14 protein-coding genes are annotated in these 18,552 nt (G+C 61.8%); 5 read left to right on the forward strand and 9 right to left on the reverse strand.

Going from position 1 to position 18,552, the window contains the following annotated elements:
* Positions 1-8: 8 nt before the first annotated feature.
* From A7J50_RS02000 to hemE, 4 genes are all read left to right on the forward strand, one after another.
* Entirely contained in the window at positions 9-1,583 is a 1,575-nt protein-coding gene (locus tag A7J50_RS02000; protein WP_064450310.1) for an AAA family ATPase, read from the forward strand.
* Positions 1,584-1,935: 352 nt separating this feature from the next.
* The gene (gene gltB, locus A7J50_RS02010) at positions 1,936-6,381 is read left to right on the forward strand and encodes a glutamate synthase large subunit (protein ID WP_064450311.1); all 4,446 of its coding nucleotides are present in this window, start codon (positions 1,936-1,938) and stop codon (positions 6,379-6,381) included.
* Between the two features lie 124 nt (positions 6,382-6,505).
* Positions 6,506-7,924, forward strand: coding sequence for an FAD-dependent oxidoreductase (locus A7J50_RS02015; protein WP_064450312.1), 1,419 nt, complete (start codon positions 6,506-6,508; stop codon positions 7,922-7,924).
* 253 nt (positions 7,925-8,177) lie between these two features.
* Positions 8,178-9,245 (forward strand): uroporphyrinogen decarboxylase, encoded by a 1,068-nt coding sequence (gene hemE / locus A7J50_RS02020; protein ID WP_064450313.1) that lies wholly within the window; start codon positions 8,178-8,180, stop codon positions 9,243-9,245.
* Between the two features lie 180 nt (positions 9,246-9,425).
* Here hemE and A7J50_RS02025 read toward each other — a convergent pair whose 3' ends face one another.
* Positions 9,426-10,652 carry an MFS transporter gene (locus tag A7J50_RS02025; protein WP_410524789.1) on the reverse strand — a complete coding sequence of 409 codons (1,227 nt, stop codon included), beginning with the start codon at positions 10,650-10,652 and terminating at the stop codon, positions 9,426-9,428.
* Positions 10,653-10,824: 172 nt separating this feature from the next.
* Here A7J50_RS02025 and A7J50_RS02030 point away from each other — a divergent pair, with 172 nt between their 5' ends.
* On the forward strand, positions 10,825-11,718 hold the full coding sequence (locus A7J50_RS02030; protein WP_064450315.1) for a LysR family transcriptional regulator: 894 nt from the start codon (positions 10,825-10,827) through the stop codon (positions 11,716-11,718).
* 299 nt (positions 11,719-12,017) lie between these two features.
* Here the strand turns inward: A7J50_RS02030 and A7J50_RS02035 are convergent, their stop codons facing one another.
* The 8 genes from A7J50_RS02035 to A7J50_RS02070 are packed head-to-tail and all read right to left on the reverse strand — an operon-like array spanning position 12,018 to position 18,524.
* A complete protein-coding gene (locus A7J50_RS02035; RefSeq protein ID WP_064450316.1) occupies positions 12,018-12,467 on the reverse strand; it encodes a hypothetical protein in 450 nt (149 codons plus the stop codon).
* Positions 12,468-12,494: 27 nt separating this feature from the next.
* Positions 12,495-13,721, reverse strand: a complete 1,227-nt coding sequence (locus A7J50_RS02040; RefSeq protein WP_064450317.1) for a beta-ketoacyl-ACP synthase — start codon at positions 13,719-13,721, stop codon at positions 12,495-12,497.
* Positions 13,721-14,449 carry a 3-oxoacyl-ACP reductase FabG gene (gene fabG, locus A7J50_RS02045; protein ID WP_064450318.1) on the reverse strand — a complete coding sequence of 243 codons (729 nt, stop codon included), beginning with the start codon at positions 14,447-14,449 and terminating at the stop codon, positions 13,721-13,723. Before fabG ends, A7J50_RS02040 begins: the two co-directional genes overlap by 1 nt.
* Entirely contained in the window at positions 14,446-14,907 is a 462-nt protein-coding gene (locus A7J50_RS02050; protein WP_064450319.1) for a hotdog family protein, read from the reverse strand. The genes fabG and A7J50_RS02050 overlap by 4 nt, the downstream gene beginning before the upstream one ends.
* Positions 14,904-16,070, reverse strand: a complete 1,167-nt coding sequence (locus A7J50_RS02055) for a beta-ketoacyl-[acyl-carrier-protein] synthase family protein (RefSeq protein WP_064450320.1) — start codon at positions 16,068-16,070, stop codon at positions 14,904-14,906. The genes A7J50_RS02050 and A7J50_RS02055 overlap by 4 nt, the downstream gene beginning before the upstream one ends.
* Positions 16,067-16,549, reverse strand: coding sequence for a hypothetical protein (locus A7J50_RS02060; protein WP_064450321.1), 483 nt, complete (start codon positions 16,547-16,549; stop codon positions 16,067-16,069). Before A7J50_RS02060 ends, A7J50_RS02055 begins: the two co-directional genes overlap by 4 nt.
* The gene (locus tag A7J50_RS02065; protein WP_064450322.1) at positions 16,546-17,280 is read right to left on the reverse strand and encodes a class I SAM-dependent methyltransferase; all 735 of its coding nucleotides are present in this window, start codon (positions 17,278-17,280) and stop codon (positions 16,546-16,548) included. Before A7J50_RS02065 ends, A7J50_RS02060 begins: the two co-directional genes overlap by 4 nt.
* Positions 17,277-18,524 (reverse strand): NAD(P)/FAD-dependent oxidoreductase, encoded by a 1,248-nt coding sequence (locus tag A7J50_RS02070; RefSeq protein WP_082895815.1) that lies wholly within the window; start codon positions 18,522-18,524, stop codon positions 17,277-17,279. Before A7J50_RS02070 ends, A7J50_RS02065 begins: the two co-directional genes overlap by 4 nt.
* Positions 18,525-18,552 lie beyond the last annotated feature (28 nt).

An 18,552-nucleotide genomic window follows, 5' to 3' on the forward strand; every position in this document is an offset into this window, starting at 1 on the left:
AGATCCCGATGACTAGTTTGCATGCCGACGAGGCGTTCCTCGGCCATTACCAGTTAAGCCATGACCCTTTTGCTCCGCGGGTGCCTGGTTTCAAATTTTTCCCTGCCCAGCGCAAGCCGGTGCTCGGTCAGTTGCACCATCTGGCGCGCTACAGCCAATTGCTGCTGGTTGTGACCGGCCCGTTGGGCAGTGGCAAGACCCTGCTGCGCCAGGCGCTGGTTGCCAGTACTAACAAGCAATCGGTACAGAGCGTGGTGGTGTCGGCCCGTGGCGCCGGTGATGCGGCTGGCGTGCTGCGCCAGGTGGCCCAGGCGCTGAACGTTTCCAATGCCGAGCCAAACGCGATTCTCAAGCAAGTGGTGCAACTGGGCCTCACCGGGCAAGAAGTGTATTTGCTGGTAGATGACGCCGAACAACTCGATGAGTCCGCCCTGGAAGCGCTGCTGGCGCTGGCCGCGGGCACGCCCGAAGGTCGCCCGCACGTATTCCTGTTTGGCGAGTCGTCGTTGATCGCCGATCTGGAGCAGATCAGTGGCGACCAGGAGCTGTTTCACGTCATCGAATTGCAACCGTACGAAGAGGAAGAAACCCGCGAATACCTGGCTCAACGCCTCGAAGGCGCCGGGGCCGGTATCGAACTTTTCTCCGCTTCGCAGATCTCTGATATTCACGAAAGCTCCGACGGCTGGCCTGGCACCATCAACCAGGTTGCCCGGGATGCCTTGATCGAAGCCATGATTGCAAGCCGCTCTGCGGTTAAGCGTCCAAAGATGGGGTTTACTATGCCTAAGAAGCACGTATTGGCTATTTCCGCCGTTGTCGTGGTCGCTGTTGCCGCCGCCTGGTTGATTCCGGGCCGCAGCAAGGCACCCGCCACCGCCGGTGCGCCAACCGAACAGGCGCAGTTGCCACTGGGCAAACCCACGCCAAATGTTGAATTCGCCAACTCCGGCCAGCCGACCAACCTGCCGATGGTGGGTCAGCCGGTGATGCGCGGCCCGCTCGCCGAAGCAGCCGGTGGCATCTCCGAAGGCGACGACGGTGTGCCGGTGGAAGGCTCCAGCGCCACGCCGCCAACCGTGACCACTACCGCGCCGCCTGCGGGCGTACCCGCCGGCCCGGCAGCCACTCCAGCGGCCAAGCCGACCCCGGCACCGACCGTCGCCACTGCCAAGCCAGCTCCGGTTGCCAAGCCTGTCGCGCCTGCGCCAGTGGCTAAACCGGCGCCAGCCGCCAAACCTGCAGAAAAACCTGCCGCCGTTGCCAAAGCAGCTGCCCCTGCCCCTGCCGCCGCCGGTAGCAGCTGGTACACCAGCCAGCCGGCTGGCCACTTCGTGGTGCAGATCCTCGGCACCAGTTCCGAAGCTAATGCTCAGGCCTTCGTGAAGGAGCAGGGCGGCGAGTACCGTTATTTCAAGAAAGTGCTCAACGGCAAGCCTCTCTACGTGATCACTTACGGCAGCTTCCCAAGCCGTGCAGCAGCTGATTCCGCTATCAAAGCCTTGCCAGCGAAGGTTCAGGCTGGTAAACCTTGGCCTCGCACTGTTGCCAGCGTTCAACAAGAACTCGCAACAACTCGCTGAAGATTCGGCGGCCTTACCCAGGCCGCCTCTCCCGGCACCTCAAAAAAATCCGCAAGTGCGTGCTGCCCTCAAGGCCGCGCGCTTTGTGGTGTCTGCGTCACAGTGGCTTTTGAGTCGTAGCGGTCAGAATTAAAAAAGTTTTGACTAGCACAGCATATCGCTTTAAACCTTTCATAAATGCGACATAGATTTGCGACATTTCGTCGCTAAATTTGTGAGCGTTCGTGTCGGTGTGTACAATGACCTCCCTTTTGCCCCCGCAAAGCTGGCGTACGTTCGGCGTGGAAGGTAACGGGTTGAATTGAAAAGAAATTTGCCTCGGTAACAGAGGCAGCCTGGTGAGAAAGTGTCTATGAAAGCAGGTCTGTACCAACCCGATGAATTCAAGGATAACTGCGGTTTCGGCCTGATAGCCCACATGCAGGGCGAGCCCAGTCATACCCTTTTGCAAACGGCCATCGAGGCCCTGACCTGCATGACCCACCGCGGTGGGATCAACGCCGACGGCAAAACCGGTGACGGTTGCGGCTTGCTGATTCAAAAGCCCGACCAGTTCCTGCGCGCTGTCGCAAAAGAACAATTTGCTGTCGACCTGCCCAAGCAGTACGCCGTGGGCATGGTGTTCTTCAACCAGGACCCGGTCAAAGCCGAAGCCGCACGCGAGAACATGAACCGCGAGATCGTCGCTGCCGGCCTGCAGCTGGTCGGCTGGCGCAAAGTGCCGATCGACACCAGTGTGCTCGGCCGCCTGGCCCTGGAGCGCCTGCCTCAGATCGAGCAAGTGTTCATCGCCGGCGATGGCTTGAGCGATCAGGACATGGCGATCAAGCTGTTCACCTCGCGTCGTCGCTCGTCGGTGTCCAACGCCGCCGATACTGACCACTACATCTGCAGCTTTTCGCACAAGACCATCATTTATAAAGGCCTGATGATGCCGGCGGATTTGACCGCCTTCTATCCAGACCTGAGCGATGAGCGCCTGCAAACCGCAATCTGCGTGTTCCACCAGCGCTTCTCCACCAACACCCTGCCGAAATGGCCGCTGGCTCAGCCATTCCGCTTCCTCGCCCACAACGGCGAGATCAACACCATCACCGGCAACCGCAACTGGGCTGTGGCCCGTCGCACCAAGTTCGCCAACGACTTGATGGACCTCGAAGAGCTCGGCCCGCTGGTCAACCGCGTGGGTTCCGACTCTTCCAGCATGGACAACATGCTCGAGCTGATGGTCACCGGCGGCATCGACCTGTTCCGTGGCGTGCGCATGATCATTCCGCCAGCGTGGCAGAACGTCGAAACCATGGACCCGGATCTGCGTGCGTTCTACGAGTACAACTCGATGCACATGGAGCCGTGGGACGGCCCGGCCGGCGTGGTCATGACCGACGGCCGCTACGCGGTGTGCCTGCTCGACCGTAACGGGCTGCGCCCGGCGCGTTGGGTCACCACGACCAACGGTTTCATCACCCTCGCGTCGGAAATCGGCGTATGGGACTACAAGCCTGAAGATGTCATCGCCAAAGGCCGTGTCGGCCCTGGTCAGATCCTGGCCGTGGATACCGAAACCGGGCAGATCCTCGACACCGACGCCATCGACAACCGCTTGAAGTCGCGTCACCCGTACAAGCAATGGCTGCGCAAGAACGCCCTGCGCATCCAGGCGACCATGGAAGACAACGACCACGGTTCGGCTTTTTATGACGTCGACCAGCTCAAGCAGTACATGAAGATGTACCAGGTCACGTTCGAGGAGCGCGACCAAGTGCTGCGTCCGCTCGGCGAGCAAGGCTACGAGGCCGTCGGCTCCATGGGTGATGACACGCCAATGGCCGTGCTGTCCCAGCGCGTGCGCACGCCGTACGACTATTTCCGCCAGCAGTTCGCCCAGGTGACCAACCCGCCGATCGACCCGCTGCGCGAAGCCATCGTGATGTCGCTGGAAGTGTGCCTCGGTGCCGAGCGCAACATCTTCCAGGAATCGCCTGAGCACGCTTCCCGCGTGATTCTCAGTTCGCCGGTTGTTTCCCCGGCCAAATGGCGCTCGTTGATGACCCTGGAGCGCCCAGGCTTCGACCGCCAGATCATCGACCTGAACTACGACGAGAGCCTCGGCCTTGAAGCCGCTGTGCGCAACGTCGCCGATCAGGCCGAAGAAGCTGTGCGCGCCGGTCGTACCCAGATCGTGCTGACCGACCGCCACATAGCGCCAGGCAAACTGCCGATCCACGCTTCGCTGGCCACTGGCGCGGTGCACCACCGCTTGACCGAAAAAGGCCTGCGCTGCGACTCCAACATCCTCGTCGAAACCGCCACTGCCCGCGACCCGCATCACTTTGCGGTGCTGATCGGTTTCGGCGCCTCGGCGGTGTACCCGTTCCTTGCGTACGAAGTGTTGGGCGACCTGATTCGCACCGGTGAAGTGCTGGGCGACCTCTATGAGGTCTTCAAAAACTACCGCAAGGGCATCACCAAGGGCCTGTTGAAGATCCTGTCGAAGATGGGCATCTCTACCGTCACCTCGTACCGTGGCGCTCAATTGTTCGAAGCCATCGGCTTGTCCGAAGAAGTCTGCGACCTGAGTTTCCGGGGTGTGCCGAGTCGCATCAAGGGCGCGCGTTTCGTCGACATCGAAGCCGAACAGAAAGCCCTGGCGGCCGAAGCCTGGAGCGCGCGCAAGCCGATCCAGCAAGGCGGCCTGCTCAAGTTCGTCCACGGTGGCGAATACCATGCGTACAACCCCGACGTGGTCAGCACCCTGCAAGCTGCTGTGCAGCAGGGCGACTACGCCAAGTTCAAGCAATACACCGCGCTGGTGGATAACCGCCCGGTGTCGATGATCCGCGATATGTTCAAGGTGAAAACCCTGGACACGCCGCTCGCAATCAGCGAAATCGAACCACTGGAATCGATCCTCAAGCGTTTCGACTCCGCCGGTATCTCCCTGGGCGCCTTGTCGCCTGAGGCCCACGAAGCCCTGGCCGAAGCCATGAACCGCCTGGGGGCGCGTTCCAACTCCGGCGAAGGCGGTGAAGACCCGGCGCGCTACGGCACCATCAAGAGCTCGAAAATCAAGCAGGTGGCGACTGGCCGTTTCGGTGTAACCCCGGAATACCTGGTCAACGCCGAAGTGCTGCAGATCAAAGTCGCCCAGGGTGCCAAGCCCGGTGAGGGAGGCCAGCTGCCAGGCGGCAAGGTCAACGGCCTGATCGCCAAGCTGCGTTATGCAGTGCCGGGTGTGACGCTGATTTCGCCGCCGCCGCACCACGACATCTACTCCATCGAGGATTTGTCGCAGCTGATTTTCGACTTGAAACAAGTCAACCCGCAGGCCCTGGTCTCGGTGAAGCTGGTCGCAGAAGCTGGCGTCGGCACCATTGCCGCCGGTGTGGCCAAGGCTTATGCCGACCTGATCACCATCTCCGGCTACGACGGCGGCACCGGCGCATCGCCGCTGACCTCCATCAAGTACGCCGGCGCGCCGTGGGAACTGGGCCTGGCTGAAACTCACCAGACCCTGCGCGGCAACGACCTGCGCGGCAAAGTGCGGGTGCAGACCGACGGTGGCCTGAAAACCGGCCTCGACGTGATCAAGGCCGCGATCCTCGGCGCCGAAAGCTTCGGCTTCGGCACTGCGCCAATGATCGCCCTGGGCTGCAAATACCTGCGCATCTGCCACCTGAACAACTGCGCCACCGGCGTCGCGACCCAGAACGAGAAGCTGCGCAAAGACCACTACATCGGCACCGTCGACATGGTGGTGAATTTCTTCACCTACGTCGCCGAAGAAACCCGTGAGTGGCTGGCCAAGCTGGGTGTGCGTTCGCTGGAAGAGTTGATCGGGCGTACCGATTTGCTCGACATCCTTGAAGGGCAGACCGCCAAGCAACGACACCTGGACCTGACGCCGCTGTTGGGCAGCGACCATATCCCGGCAGACAAGCCACAATTCTGCCAGGTGGAGCGCAACCCGCCGTTCGACAAAGGCCTGCTGGCCGAGAAGATGGTCGAAATGGCCAGCTCGTCGATCAACGACGCCAGCGGTGGCGACTTCGCCCTGGATATCTGCAACTGCGACCGTTCCATCGGCGCACGCATCTCCGGTGAAATCGCGCGCAAGCACGGCAACCAGGGCATGGCCAAGGCGCCGATCACCTTCCGTTTCAACGGCACTGCGGGCCAGAGCTTCGGCGTGTGGAACGCCGGTGGCCTGCACATGTACCTGGAAGGTGACGCCAACGACTACGTGGGCAAGGGCATGACCGGCGGCAAACTGGTGATCGTTCCGCCTAAAGGCAGCATCTACAAGACCCAGGACAGTGCCATCATCGGCAACACCTGCTTGTACGGCGCTACCGGCGGCAAGCTGTTCGCCGCGGGTACTGCCGGTGAGCGTTTCGCCGTGCGTAACTCCGGTGCCCACACCGTGGTGGAAGGCACGGGCGATCACTGCTGTGAGTACATGACCGGTGGTTTTGTCGCGGTATTGGGCAAGACCGGTTACAACTTCGGTTCGGGCATGACCGGCGGTTTCGCCTACGTGCTGGACCAGGACAACACCTTCGTCGACAAGGTCAACCACGAGTTGGTCGAGATCCAGCGGATCAGCGGCGAAGCCATGGAGTCCTACCGGAACCACTTGCAGCACGTGCTGGACGAGTACGTCGAGGAGACCGGCAGCGAATGGGGCCGCAACCTCGCCGAAAACCTCGATGATTACCTGCGTCGTTTCTGGCTGGTCAAACCGAAGGCAGCGAGTTTGAAATCTCTGCTCTCCAGCACACTTGCGAGCCCGCAATGACGACGCAGCGGCAAGTCGCAAGCTTCAAGCCGCAAGCTAAGAGCAGTGCGCGGTGTGCCGGTTTATTTGATTTCTTGCAGCTTCAAGCTTGTAGCTTGAAACTGTCGTGTACGAGGTTTTAAAGATGGCCGAACGTCTCAGCAACGACTTCCAATTCCTCGATGTCGGGCGCAAAGATCCGAAGAAGAAACTGTTGCGTCAACGCAAGAAAGAGTTCGTGGAAATCTACGAACCCTTCAAACCCCAGCACTCGGCCGACCAGGCCCACCGCTGCCTGGGGTGCGGTAACCCGTATTGCGAATGGAAGTGCCCGGTGCACAACTTCATTCCCAACTGGCTCAAGTTGGTGGCCGAGGGCAACATCCTCGCCGCCGCCGAGCTGTCGCACCAGACCAACACCTTGCCGGAAGTCTGCGGCCGGGTGTGCCCGCAAGACCGTCTGTGCGAGGGTGCGTGCACCCTTAACGACGGCTTCGGCGCGGTGACCATCGGTTCGGTGGAGAAGTACATCACCGACACCGCGTTCGCCATGGGCTGGCGCCCGGACATGTCCAAGGTCAAGCCGACCGGCAAACGCGTTGCGATCATCGGCGCAGGCCCGGCGGGCCTGGGCTGTGCCGACGTGCTGGTGCGTGGCGGCGTGACCCCGGTGGTGTTCGACAAGAACCCGGAAATCGGCGGCCTGCTGACCTTCGGCATCCCCGAGTTCAAGCTGGAAAAAACCGTACTGAGCAACCGTCGTGAAGTATTCACCGGCATGGGTATCGAGTTCCGCCTGAACACCGAGATTGGCAAAGACATCACCATGGAGCAACTGCTCGCCGAATACGATGCGGTGTTCATGGGCATGGGCACCTACACCTACATGAAGGGCGGCTTTGCTGGTGAGGACTTGCCGGGCGTTTACGATGCTTTGGATTTCCTGATCGCCAACGTCAATCGCAACCTGGGCTTTGAAAAGTCGCCGGAAGATTTCGTCGACATGAAAGGCAAGAAGGTTGTGGTGCTCGGCGGTGGCGACACCGCGATGGACTGCAACCGCACCTCGATCCGCCAGGGCGCCAAGTCGGTGACCTGTGCGTATCGTCGTGACGAAGCCAACATGCCGGGCTCGCGTAAAGAGGTGAAGAACGCCAAGGAAGAAGGCGTGAAATTCCTCTACAACCGCCAGCCGATCGCTATCGTCGGTGAAGACCGCGTCGAAGGCGTGAAGGTGGTCGAGACCCGTCTTGGCGAGCCGGACGCCCGTGGCCGTCGCAGCCCCGAGCCGATCCCGGGTTCCGAAGAGATCATCCCGGCCGACGCCGTGGTCATCGCTTTCGGCTTCCGCCCGAGCCCGGCGCCGTGGTTCGAGCAGTTCGAGATCCAGACCGACAGCCAGGGCCGCGTTGTAGCCCCGGAACAAGGTCAGTACAAACACCAGACCAGCAACCCGAAAATCTTCGCAGGTGGCGATATGGTGCGCGGTTCGGACTTGGTGGTGACGGCGATCTTCGAAGGCCGCAATGCCGCTGAAGGGATCCTGGACTACCTGCAAGTCTGACTCCGATCCAAAGGTGGAATGCAGTCAAATGTGGGAGCTGGCTTGCCTGCGATGCAGGCAACTGGGTGTATCAGATGCACCGAGGTGATGCTATCGCAGGCAAGCCAGCTCCCACACAAACCTCATTTCACATTGAGGCTTGGAGTGCCAGCCATTGCGACAAATTGACCCGATAGACAAAAGGCACGGCTCACTCCGTGCCTTTTGCGTCGCGCTCTGAGAAAATGCCCGCACTTTTTTTGCGGATGCCGACATGACTGCCCTCAAGAACGACCGTTTCCTTCGTGCCCTGCTCAAGCAACCCGTAGACGTCACGCCCGTATGGATGATGCGTCAAGCCGGTCGCTACCTGCCGGAATACCGCGCCAGTCGCGCCCACGCCGGCGACTTCATGAGCCTGTGCATGAACCCGGAGTTCGCTTGCGAAGTCACGATGCAGCCGCTGGACCGCTACCCACAACTGGATGCGGCCATCCTCTTCTCCGATATCCTCACCATCCCTGACGCCATGGGCCAAGGCCTGTACTTCGAAACCGGCGAAGGCCCGCGTTTCAAGAAAGTCGTCAGCACCCTGGCCGATATCGAAGCCCTGCCGATCCCTGATCCGCACAAAGACCTCGGCTATGTGATGGATGCTGTCAGCACCATCCGCCGCGAGCTCAACGGCCGCGTGCCGCTGATCGGCTTCTCCGGCAGCCCATGGACCCTGGCCACCTACATGGTCGAAGGCGGCTCGTCGAAAGACTTCCGCAAGACCAAGGCCATGCTCTACGACAACCCGCAAGCCATGCACCTGCTGCTCGACAAGCTGGCGCAGTCGGTCACCAGCTACCTCAACGGCCAGATCATGGCCGGGGCCCAAGCGGTGCAGATCTTCGACACGTGGGGCGGCAACCTGTCGGCGGCGGCGTACCAGGAGTTCTCCCTGGCCTACATGCGCAAGATCGTCAGCGGCCTGATCCGCGAGCACGAAGGCCGCAAAGTGCCGGTCATCCTGTTCACCAAAGGTGGCGGCCTGTGGCTGGAAAGCATCGCCGACGCCGGTGCCGATGCCCTGGGCCTGGACTGGACCTGCGACATTGGCGAAGCCCGTCAGCGCGTGGGCAACCGCGTTGCGCTGCAAGGCAACATGGACCCCACCGTGCTGTACGCCAAGCCGGAAGCGATCCGCACTGAAGTCGGCCGCATCCTGGCCAGCTACGGCAAGGGCAGCGGGCACGTGTTCAACCTCGGCCATGGCATCACGCCGGAAGTGAACCCGGAACACGCCGGCGCGTTCCTGCGCGCGGTGCATGAGCTGTCGGCGCAGTACCACGAGTGATCCTCACCCAATAAAAAAGCCCGGCTTATGCCGGGCTTTTGTGTGTGTGATGTCATCTCATAGACGGTACATCTCAAAGGTGGGAGCTGGCTTGCCTGCGATGCGAACAACTCGGTCCATCCGTTAAACCGAGGTGATGCTATCGCAGGCAAGCCAGCTCCCACTTAAGGCAAAATCGCCTCAGGCTTTCACGGTACTCAGCGGCGGCAACTTCGCCAGCTTCAGCGCCACCAACAGCGCGCCAACCAGCAGCGCCACGATAAACCCACCAATCCCATTCCACCCGGCAAAGTGCCAGAAGAACCCGCCCGCCGTACCGGCAATACTCGAGCCTGCGTAGTAGCAGAACAGGTACAGCGACGACGCCTGCCCCTTGGCTTTCACTGCACGCCGGCCGATCCAGCTGCTGGCCACCGAGTGGGCGCCGAAGAAGCCGAAGGTGAAGATCAGCATGCCCGGCACCACCAGCCACAGCGGGGTGAACAGGGTCAGGGCCATGCCGGCGAGCATCAGCACGATGGTGCCCCACAGCACGCGGCGACGGCCGAGGCGGTCAGCCAGGGAGCCGATTTTTGCCGAGCTGTAGATGCCCGACAAATACACCAGCGACAGCAGGCCAACCACGGCCTGGCTCAATTCATAGGGCGAGGCCAGCAGGCGATAGCCGATGTAGTTGAACATCGTCACGAACGCGCCCATCAGCAGGAAGGCTTCGAGGAACAACCACGGCAGGCCCGCGTCCTTGAAGTGCATGACGAAGCCGTCGACCAGGCTGCGCGGCTTGAGACTGCTGGCGCGGAAGTTGCGTGATTCGGGGAGGATTTTCCAGAACACGGTGGCCGCGATCAGCGCCAGGGCGCCGATGATCAGCATTGCAGTGTGCCAGCTGACGAAGTCGATCAACACGCCGATGATCAAGCGCCCACTCATGCCGCCAATCGCGTTGCCGCCGATATACAAGCCCATCGCGAGGCCGATGTGTTGCGGGTGGATCTCTTCGCTCAGGTAGGTCATCGCCACGGCGGCCAGGCCGCTCAATGACAGGCCCACCAGCGCACGCATCAGCAGAATGCCTTCCCACGTTGGCATCAAGCCGCTGGCAATGGTGGCCAGTGCCGCGCAGAACAGCGCGGCGACCATCACCGGTTTGCGCCCCAAAGTGTCGGAAATCGGGCCGGTGATCAGCAAGCCCAAGGCGAGCATCGCCGTTGCTACAGAGAGAATCAGGCTGCTTTGCGCGGCATTGATGGAGAACTCGTGAGACAGCGCCGGCATCATCGGCTGCACGCAATACAGCAGGGCAAAGGTCGCAAACCCGCCGGAGAACAGCGCCAGCACCGTGCGCATGAACATCGGCGTGCCTTTTTCGATGAACGTCTCGTTGAGCTGGGCCACCACCTCATCCAGGGCGGTAGGCGGGACTTCTTGAGCAAAGGGAGCGACAGCAGATTTCACGGGGACCTCGGCGAGGGAAAGCCTGCCAGGACTGGCAATGCAAAAAAGAATATAGCTGCCTAATGATTCTTTCCAATATATTGTTCGACCTGTTTGATAGCTTTTACGACCTAATGAGGCTTGCATGGAATTGCGTCACCTGCGGTACTTCATCGCCGTCGCCGAAGAACTGCATTTCGGCCGTGCCGCGCAGGTGCTGGGCATCTCGCAACCGCCGCTGAGCCAGCAGATTCAGGCGCTGGAACAAGAGGTGGGCGCGCGCTTGTTTGAGCGGACCAATCGTCGTGTCGAGCTGAGCGAGGCGGGGCGGTTGTTTCTGCACGAGGCGCGATTGGTGCTGGCGCAGGTCGATAAAGCCGCCGATGTGGCGCGCCGCGCGCAGTTGGGCGAGCTTGGGGAGTTGAAGATCGGCTTCACTTCGTCGGCGCCGTTCAACGCCAGCATCCCGCAGGCGATTTTTGCATTTCGCCAGGCCTTCCCGGCGGTGCACCTGAGTTTGCAGGAAATGAGCAGCACCGAAGTGGCCGAGTCGCTGGTGGATGAGTCGATTCAGGTGGGGCTGATGCGCCCGTTGCCGTTGCCGGACTCGTTGAGTGTCATCGAGCTGATGCGTGAGCCCCTGGTCGCCGTACTGAACGCCGGCCATCCCTTGGTGGAAGGCAGCGAGCGCGGCTTGTACCTGGCGCAGCTGGCTGAAGAACCGTTCGTGTTTTTCCCTCGCAGCTACGGCAGCGGCCTCTACGCACAATTGCTCACCCTGGCGCGTGACGCCGGCTTCAGCCCGCACTTCGCCCAGGAAGCGGGGGAGGCGATGACCATCATTGGGCTGGTGGCGGCGGGGTTGGGGGTGTCGGTGCTGCCGGCGTCGTACCAGCGCATACGCATTGATGGCGTGGTGTATCGCACTTTGCTCGATCAGGAAGCGGTGACGGCCGTGTGGCTGGTGCAACGCAAGGGCGCGCAAACCCCGATGGCCAGGGCGTTTGTGGAGCTTCTCACGCGCAAGGCGGCGATGTAGGGACTGTCACCTATCAGGTAACGCAACCGGCTTAGTCATTCGCAAGAATAAAGCGGCGGTGCGCAGTGCGCTGGGGTTGCGATGAAGTGGATCAGAGATGAGCGGCGCTTTGCCACCGATTGCAGGCGAGCTGTTTTCAGGCAGACTGGCCGAGTTCCCGAAAGGGGCTTGTGAGACTCTGAGGATCCTGGGCATCCAGCCATCGCAGAGCCAGGCAGGACGCGGCGATGACAAGCCAACCTGTTTGTGAAGAGGGCGCCGAAAGGCGCCCTTTGTCGTTTCTGCAGCATCGGAAAACTTCAGTTCTGCTTCGAAGCCCCCGGCTGCTCAAGCACTTGCGCCGCCGAACCCGGCACATTCGCACCACTGCTCTGCAAGCCCGCCATGATGTCGCGGTCGAGCATGCTCACCCAGCGGTTGTAGTTGCGGTGGATCTTGCCGTCCTTGTAGCCCAGGTCGCGGCTGTCGCGGTAGGTAATGGCGTAGCTGTTGCGGGTGTAGCGAATGTCGATGGCCGCGTAATACTGGTTACGCACAGTGATCTCGGCCTGCACCAGTTGCGGGCTGAGGCGTTGTACAGTCCACTCGCGTTTTTGCAGCGCAGTGACGATCACCTGCTTCATTTTTTCTTCGCTGACCTGGGTCGCGGCTGGCAGGTCGTGCTGGGTGTTCAGGACCGGCTTGCTGGTGCAGCCGGCGGTGCTCAGCAGGGCCAGGGTGATCAGGGTGGCGCGTAGCAAGGAAGACATTCCGTTTTCTCCAATCGATTAAAAAATTCAGGACCAGCGGCGGAAGATCAGCGAGGTATTGACGCCGCCAAACGCAAAGTTGTTGTTCATCACGTAGTCGTGGTGCATCTCGCGAAAGCCTCCTTGCAGGTAATCCAGCTCGCCGCATTGCGGGTCGACGGTATCCAGGTTGAAGGTGTGTACGTACTGGTCGCGGTTCATCATTTCGATGCTGAACCAGGACTCCAGCGCCCCGCACGCGCCCAAGGTGTGGCCAAGGAAGCTCTTCTGCGAACTGATGGGCATACGGCTGCCGAACAAGCTGCTTGTTGCCAACGTCTCGGCGATATCGCCTTGATCGGTCGCGGTGCCATGGCCGTTGACGTAGCCGATGGCGGACGGCTCCAGCCCGGCATCTTCCAGGGCCAGTTCCATCGCGCGGCGCATGGTTTTCTGCTCCGGGCGGGTGGTGTGCTGGCCGTCGGCGTTGCTGCCGAAACCGACAATCTCGGCATGGATATGCGCGCCACGTGCCAGGGCGTGTTCCAGTTCTTCCAACACCAGCATGCCGCCGCCTTCGCCTATCACCAGGCCATCACGGCCGCTGTCATAAGGGCGCGGGCTGGTTTGTGGGGCATCGTTTTTCAAGCTGGTGGCGTAGAGCGCATCAAATACCATGGCTTCGGTGGGGCACAATTCCTCGGCGCCACCGGCGAGCATCAACGGCAAGCGGCCGAACTTGATGGCCTCATAGGCATAGCCGATGCCCTGGCTGCCGCTGGTGCAGGCGCTGGACGTGGGAATCAAGCGCCCGGTGAGGCCAAAAAAGATGCTGATATTCGCCGCCGTAGTGTGCGGCATCATGCGCACATAGGAGTTGGCGTTCAGCCCTTCGGCCACCGAATTCAGCAGCATATTGCCGAACGCCTTGATCTCGTCGGTGCTGCCGGTGGACGAGCCGCAGGCCACACCCATGCGCCCGTCCTTGATCGACTCGTCGCCGAGCAAGCCGGCGTCCTGCAACGCCTGCTCCGCCGCCCACACCGCCAGGCGCGACACACGGCCCATGCTGCGCAGTTGCTTGCGTGTCCAGTGGGCGGGCACCACGAAATCGTCGATCGGCCCGGCCAGGCGCGTGTTCAATTCGGTGAAACGGTCCCACTCGTCCATGCGCCGAATGCCGCTGCGGTTGGCGCGAAAGTTGGCGGCGATGGTGTCCCAGTCGCTGCCCAGGGAGGTCATGCCGGCCATGCCGGTGACGACGACGCGTTTCATCAGCACAGGCCTCCATTCACGGCCAGGACCTGGCGGGTGATATAGCCGGCTTCGGCCGACATCAGGAAATTCACTGCGCCGGCGACTTCTTCCGGGGTGCCCATGCGCTGCGCAGGGATCATCTTCATCAGCTCTTCCACCGGCACGTTTTCATCGAGCATGGCGGTGTCGATCAAGCCGGGAGCCACACAGTTGACGGTGATCTTGCGCTTGCCCAGCTCGATGGCCAGGGCTTTGGCCGCACCAATCAAGCCGGCTTTCGAGGCGCTGTAGTTGACCTGGCCACGGTTGCCGATGAGCCCGGAAACCGAGGTAATGCAGACGATACGGCCCGCCGCGCGACGACGAATCATCGGCATCATCACCGGGTGCAAAACGTTATAGAAGCCATCCAGGTTGGTGCGCATCACCACGTCCCAATCGTCTTCGGACAAGGCCGGGAACGCGCCGTCGCGGGTCAGGCCGGCATTGAGCACCACGCCGTAATAGGCGCCATGTTGCTCCACATCGGCTTCAAGGATGGCTTTGCAGCTGGCGCGGTCCGCCACATCAAATTGCAGCACCCGCGCGTTGCGGCCCAGGGCTTCGATCTCGACCTTCACCGCGTCGGCTTCAACGCGACCACTGCGGCAATGCAGCACGATGTCATGCCCGGCCTGGGCCAGGCGCAGGGCAATGGCGCGGCCGATGCCACGGCTGGAGCCGGTGACCAGTACGGATTCAGTCATGGCGTTTCGTCCTTCGATTCATCTAAATAGTTGGCCGCCTGGGGCGGTCGAAATACGTTCAAGCGCGCACTGGCCTGGATACCGTCGCCGGTGAGGTGGCATTCGAACACACCCATGCCGTTGTCGTCTTCCAGGGAGCGCAGGCCATGGATGCGCAGTTCGGCGCCGGCCGGGAAGCATTCCACGTTGCACTCGAACTTACGTGTGCCCAACAGGAAACCCAGTTCCACGGCTTCGCCTTTTTGGCGGGCGCGGCAACCGGCATAGGCGGCGACACTTTGCGCCATCAGCTCAATACCGACCCAGGCCGGCAGGCTGCCGTCCGGGCGGTTGAACAGGCCGCCGGGCTTGACGGTGGTGCGGGTGTGAACTTGCTCCTCATCGAACGACAGCACCTGGTCGATCAGGATCATGTCGCCCGCGTGAGGCAGCAGTTCGGCGAGTGGCCAATCGATCATGGGGCCTCTCCGATAATCAGGCTGACGTTGTTGCCACCGAAGGCAAAGGAGTTGCTCATCAGGCAGCGTTTTTTCAAGGTGTCGCCAGTGTGCGCCCATTGCAACGCGGGCAACGCCGGGTCCGCCTGGCCGTCCCACACGTGCGGCGGAACCCGGCCATGGGTCAGGCTCAGCCAGCAGAACGCCGCTTCCAGCGCGCCGGCCGCACCGAGGGTGTGGCCGCTCATGGGTTTGGTCGATGAGCAGGCAACGCCATCGGGGAACAGGCTGGCGACAGCGAGGCTTTCCATGGCGTCGTTATGATGGGTCGCGGTGCCATGCAGGTTCAGGTAACCGATTTGCTCGGGCGCCAGTTTCGCGCTGGCCAAGGCCTTGCGCATGGCCAGCAGTGCGCCTTTGCCGGTGGGCTCGGGGGCGGAGATATGGTGCGCATCGCAACTGGCACCGCTGCCGAGCAAGGCAATGGGCGCGGGCGCTTTGGTCATCAGAAACAGCACCGCTGCTTCGCCGATATTGATGCCGTTGCGGTTCACCGAAAATGGATTGCAGCGTTCACTGGAGACGGCTTCCAGTGAGGTAAAACCGTTAAGCGTCAGCTTGCACAGGCTGTCGACACCGCCGCAGATCACCGCGTCGCACACGCCCAGGTCCAGCAGGCGCTGGGCACTCATCAGCGCGCGGGCGCTGGAAGTGCAGGCGGTGGAAATCACATAAGCCGGGCCGCTCAATTGCAGCCAGTCGGCCAGGAAGTTCGCCGGGGCGCTGAGTTCCTGTTGCTGGTAGTCGTAGTCGCCGGGGAACTGCTGGTCGCGCAGGTAGTGCGCGATGCCACGGCTGGCTTCGTCGATGCCCGAGGTGCTGGTGCCAAGCACCACGCCGACGCGGGAGGCACCGTAGGTGTGGATCGCCTGGCGGATCTCAACCTCGATCTGCAACGCCGCTTCCAGCAGCAACTGGTTATTGCGGCTGCTTTGCTGGTTCAACTCAGCCGGGATACTCGCCAGTTCGCCATGCACACCCGCCACCGGCACCACACGCTCCGGCACCCAACCACTTTCGGCGCGCATGCCGGAACAGTCGCCGGCAAACAAGCTGCGGCTGACCTCGGACGGGTCGCGGCCCAGGGCGCAGATTACGCCGAGCGCGTTGAGATAAGCCGTCATCGGGCGACCCCAAGCGGCGTGATGCGGTAGCTCAAGGGTTGGCCCGTCATGTTCACGCTAAACACCTCGGAAGACTGGTACACGATTTGCCAATGGCCCGGCAGCGTGCGTGTGAGGTCCCTCGCCTGGGCACTCGGGTAAAGCGTGTGCACGTCATCCGCCGAGGTCAGGGCAAACAGCAAGGCGGCAAACAGCTCACGCGCCTGGGGATTGGGCGGCAGCAAGCCATCGGCCTGCCACTCGCCATTGATCAGCTTTTGCCGGGCCTGGGGAATGCCCAGCGGGTCCATCATCGACCAGCGAAGGGCAGCGCCTTCGCGCTGGATCACCAGCAGCCAGTCCTGGCTCTGGCCGCCCGCCCGGCGCTGCACGTGCAATTGCATGGGCAAGCTCAACACCGGCGTTCTCTCCGGCAGCGGCGGCTGGCTGGCGCAGGCGCTCAGCAGCAACAGGCAACCGATCAACAGCATGCGGATCATGCTGTGGCGCTCACTAAAGGTTTACGTGCGACGCAGTTGACCAGGGTTTCTTCGCGCTGGCCCACCGGCGGCGGGTTACGCAGGCCCCAGCGCTCGAGCAGGCCAAAATCGCTCGAACGGCTCCACCACAAATACGGGTAGGAAACGTTCTGCGGGCCAAATTCAAAGCCCTGCTCGCGGAGCATCTCCAGGTATTCTTCGGCGCTTTTCTGTACGTGCATCGGGTGGCGGAACAACCAGCGAATTACCCAGGTGTCGATATACGCTTCGGTGGATTCGGCAAACAGCAAATAGCCGCCCGGCTTGAGCACGCGGTAGAACTCTTTCAGCGCGCGATGCTGTTCGACCAGATGGTGGAACGTCTGGTGGCAGAACAGGATATCGACGCTTTCGTCCGGCACCTCCAGGGTGGCGCAGTCGCTGCCGATCAACTCGATGGCCAGGCCTTGGCGTGCGGCTTCGGCCTTGCTCAGCTCCAGGCTGTGGAGGTCGGCATCCAGGCCGATCAGGTGCTTGGGCGCAAATGCGTGCTGCAACAGCTTGAAGGATTTGCCCTGGCCGCACCCGGCGTCCAGCAACACTGGTGCCACGGGGAGCGGCTCGCTGAACAGGCCGCGCAGGTCGTTGATCGCTACGCGCAATACGTGGTGCTGCCACGTATGGCTGCGCAGGAACCAGAAGCCGAATTTGGTTTCTTCGACGTAGTTCTTACTTAAATACTGGCTGCTCATACCGGCTCACTCGCACAAATCTCCGACAGCATCCGCAACCGCCGCTTGGGCTCGCTGACAAACGGGTTGCGCTCATCCCACGCGTAACCGGCGAGGATTGCGCTGATCATCCGGCGAATCTCCGGCGAACTGCCCGGGTGGAAAATGACGTCCTGGAAGGTCCCGGCGTACCAGCCTTCGACGTAGCAGCGGAAGGTGTCGACACCGCGTTTCAGCGGTTCGGCAAACTCGGTTTGCCAGTCCACTGTTTCGCCCTTGAGTTGGCGATGCAGCAGCCCGGCGGCCATGCTCGCCGAACGCATGGCGATGGTCACGCCAGAGGAGAAGACCGGGTCGAGGAATTCCGCCGCATTGCCCAGCAGCGCAAAGCCCGGGCCGTGCAGGGTTTTGACGTTGGCCGAGTAGCCGCCGATGGTGCGCGCAGGCGTGTCCCAGACGGCGTTTTGCAGCACGCCGGACAGGCTTGGGGTTTCGTCGATAAACCCGCGCAGGCAGGCGTCGAGGTCGCCGTCGCGGCCGTCGAAATGCGTTTTGGCCGCGACCACACCCACCGAGCAACGGCCGTTGCTGAACGGGATGGTCCAGAACCAGATATCACGCTGGGTTGGGTGGGTGGTGACAAGGATTTTGCTGCGGTCGAAGTCCGGGTGGGCGATGTGGTCTTCAACGTGGGTGAACACCGCCTGGCGCACCGGGAAATTCGACGGTGCTTCAAGGTCCAGCAGGCGCGGCAGCACACGGCCGTAACCGCTGGCGTCGAGCACGAACTTGGCCTTGAGGTGGTATTCGCTGCCGTTCTCGCGGCGCACATGCAGGTAGCGGCTTTCGCCGGCGAAATCCACGCCGACGATGGTTTCGCCGTAGCGAATTTCCACGCCTTGCAAGGCGGCCTGGTCAGCCAGCAATTTGTCGAATTCGCCCCGCTGCACCTGGAAGGTGGTGGGCTTGCCGTTGCTGAACGTGTCACCGAAATCAAACGCGCTGTAGCGCTCGCCCCAGGCGAATGCGGCCCCGGTTTTTACCTGGAAACCCGCGGCCTGCACGGCGTCGAGCATGCCGGCTTCTTCGATAAAGTCGATGCAGTGCGACAACAGGCTTTCGCCAATCGAGAAGCGTGGGAAATGCTGGCGCTCGATAATCAATACATCATGCCCGTTGCGCTTTAACAGCGCAGCAGCGATGGCACCGGACGGGCCGGCACCGATCACCACCACCTGGCGACGTTCCATTTCAACTGTGGGCACGAGGGCTCCTTGCCACTTTGGCGATAAT

Origin of the sequence: Pseudomonas antarctica, assembly GCF_001647715.1 — a bacterium.
GTDB lineage: Bacteria > Pseudomonadota > Gammaproteobacteria > Pseudomonadales > Pseudomonadaceae > Aquipseudomonas > Aquipseudomonas antarctica_A.

What these genes read in the sequence shown, in the direction of transcription:
- A7J50_RS02000 (WP_064450310.1), top strand. Translation starts at nt 9, where the DNA reads ATGACTAGTTTGCATGCCGACGAGGCGTTCCTCGGCCATTACCAGTTA.
- gltB (WP_064450311.1), top strand. Translation starts at nt 1,936, where the DNA reads ATGAAAGCAGGTCTGTACCAACCCGATGAATTCAAGGATAACTGCGGT.
- A7J50_RS02015 (WP_064450312.1), top strand. Translation starts at nt 6,506, where the DNA reads ATGGCCGAACGTCTCAGCAACGACTTCCAATTCCTCGATGTCGGGCGC.
- hemE (WP_064450313.1), top strand. Translation starts at nt 8,178, where the DNA reads ATGACTGCCCTCAAGAACGACCGTTTCCTTCGTGCCCTGCTCAAGCAA.
- A7J50_RS02030 (WP_064450315.1), top strand. Translation starts at nt 10,825, where the DNA reads ATGGAATTGCGTCACCTGCGGTACTTCATCGCCGTCGCCGAAGAACTG.
- A7J50_RS02035 (WP_064450316.1), bottom strand. Translation starts at nt 12,467, where the DNA reads ATGTCTTCCTTGCTACGCGCCACCCTGATCACCCTGGCCCTGCTGAGC.
- A7J50_RS02040 (WP_064450317.1), bottom strand. Translation starts at nt 13,721, where the DNA reads ATGAAACGCGTCGTCGTCACCGGCATGGCCGGCATGACCTCCCTGGGC.
- fabG (WP_064450318.1), bottom strand. Translation starts at nt 14,449, where the DNA reads ATGACTGAATCCGTACTGGTCACCGGCTCCAGCCGTGGCATCGGCCGC.
- A7J50_RS02050 (WP_064450319.1), bottom strand. Translation starts at nt 14,907, where the DNA reads ATGATCGATTGGCCACTCGCCGAACTGCTGCCTCACGCGGGCGACATG.
- A7J50_RS02055 (WP_064450320.1), bottom strand. Translation starts at nt 16,070, where the DNA reads ATGACGGCTTATCTCAACGCGCTCGGCGTAATCTGCGCCCTGGGCCGC.
- A7J50_RS02060 (WP_064450321.1), bottom strand. Translation starts at nt 16,549, where the DNA reads ATGATCCGCATGCTGTTGATCGGTTGCCTGTTGCTGCTGAGCGCCTGC.
- A7J50_RS02065 (WP_064450322.1), bottom strand. Translation starts at nt 17,280, where the DNA reads ATGAGCAGCCAGTATTTAAGTAAGAACTACGTCGAAGAAACCAAATTC.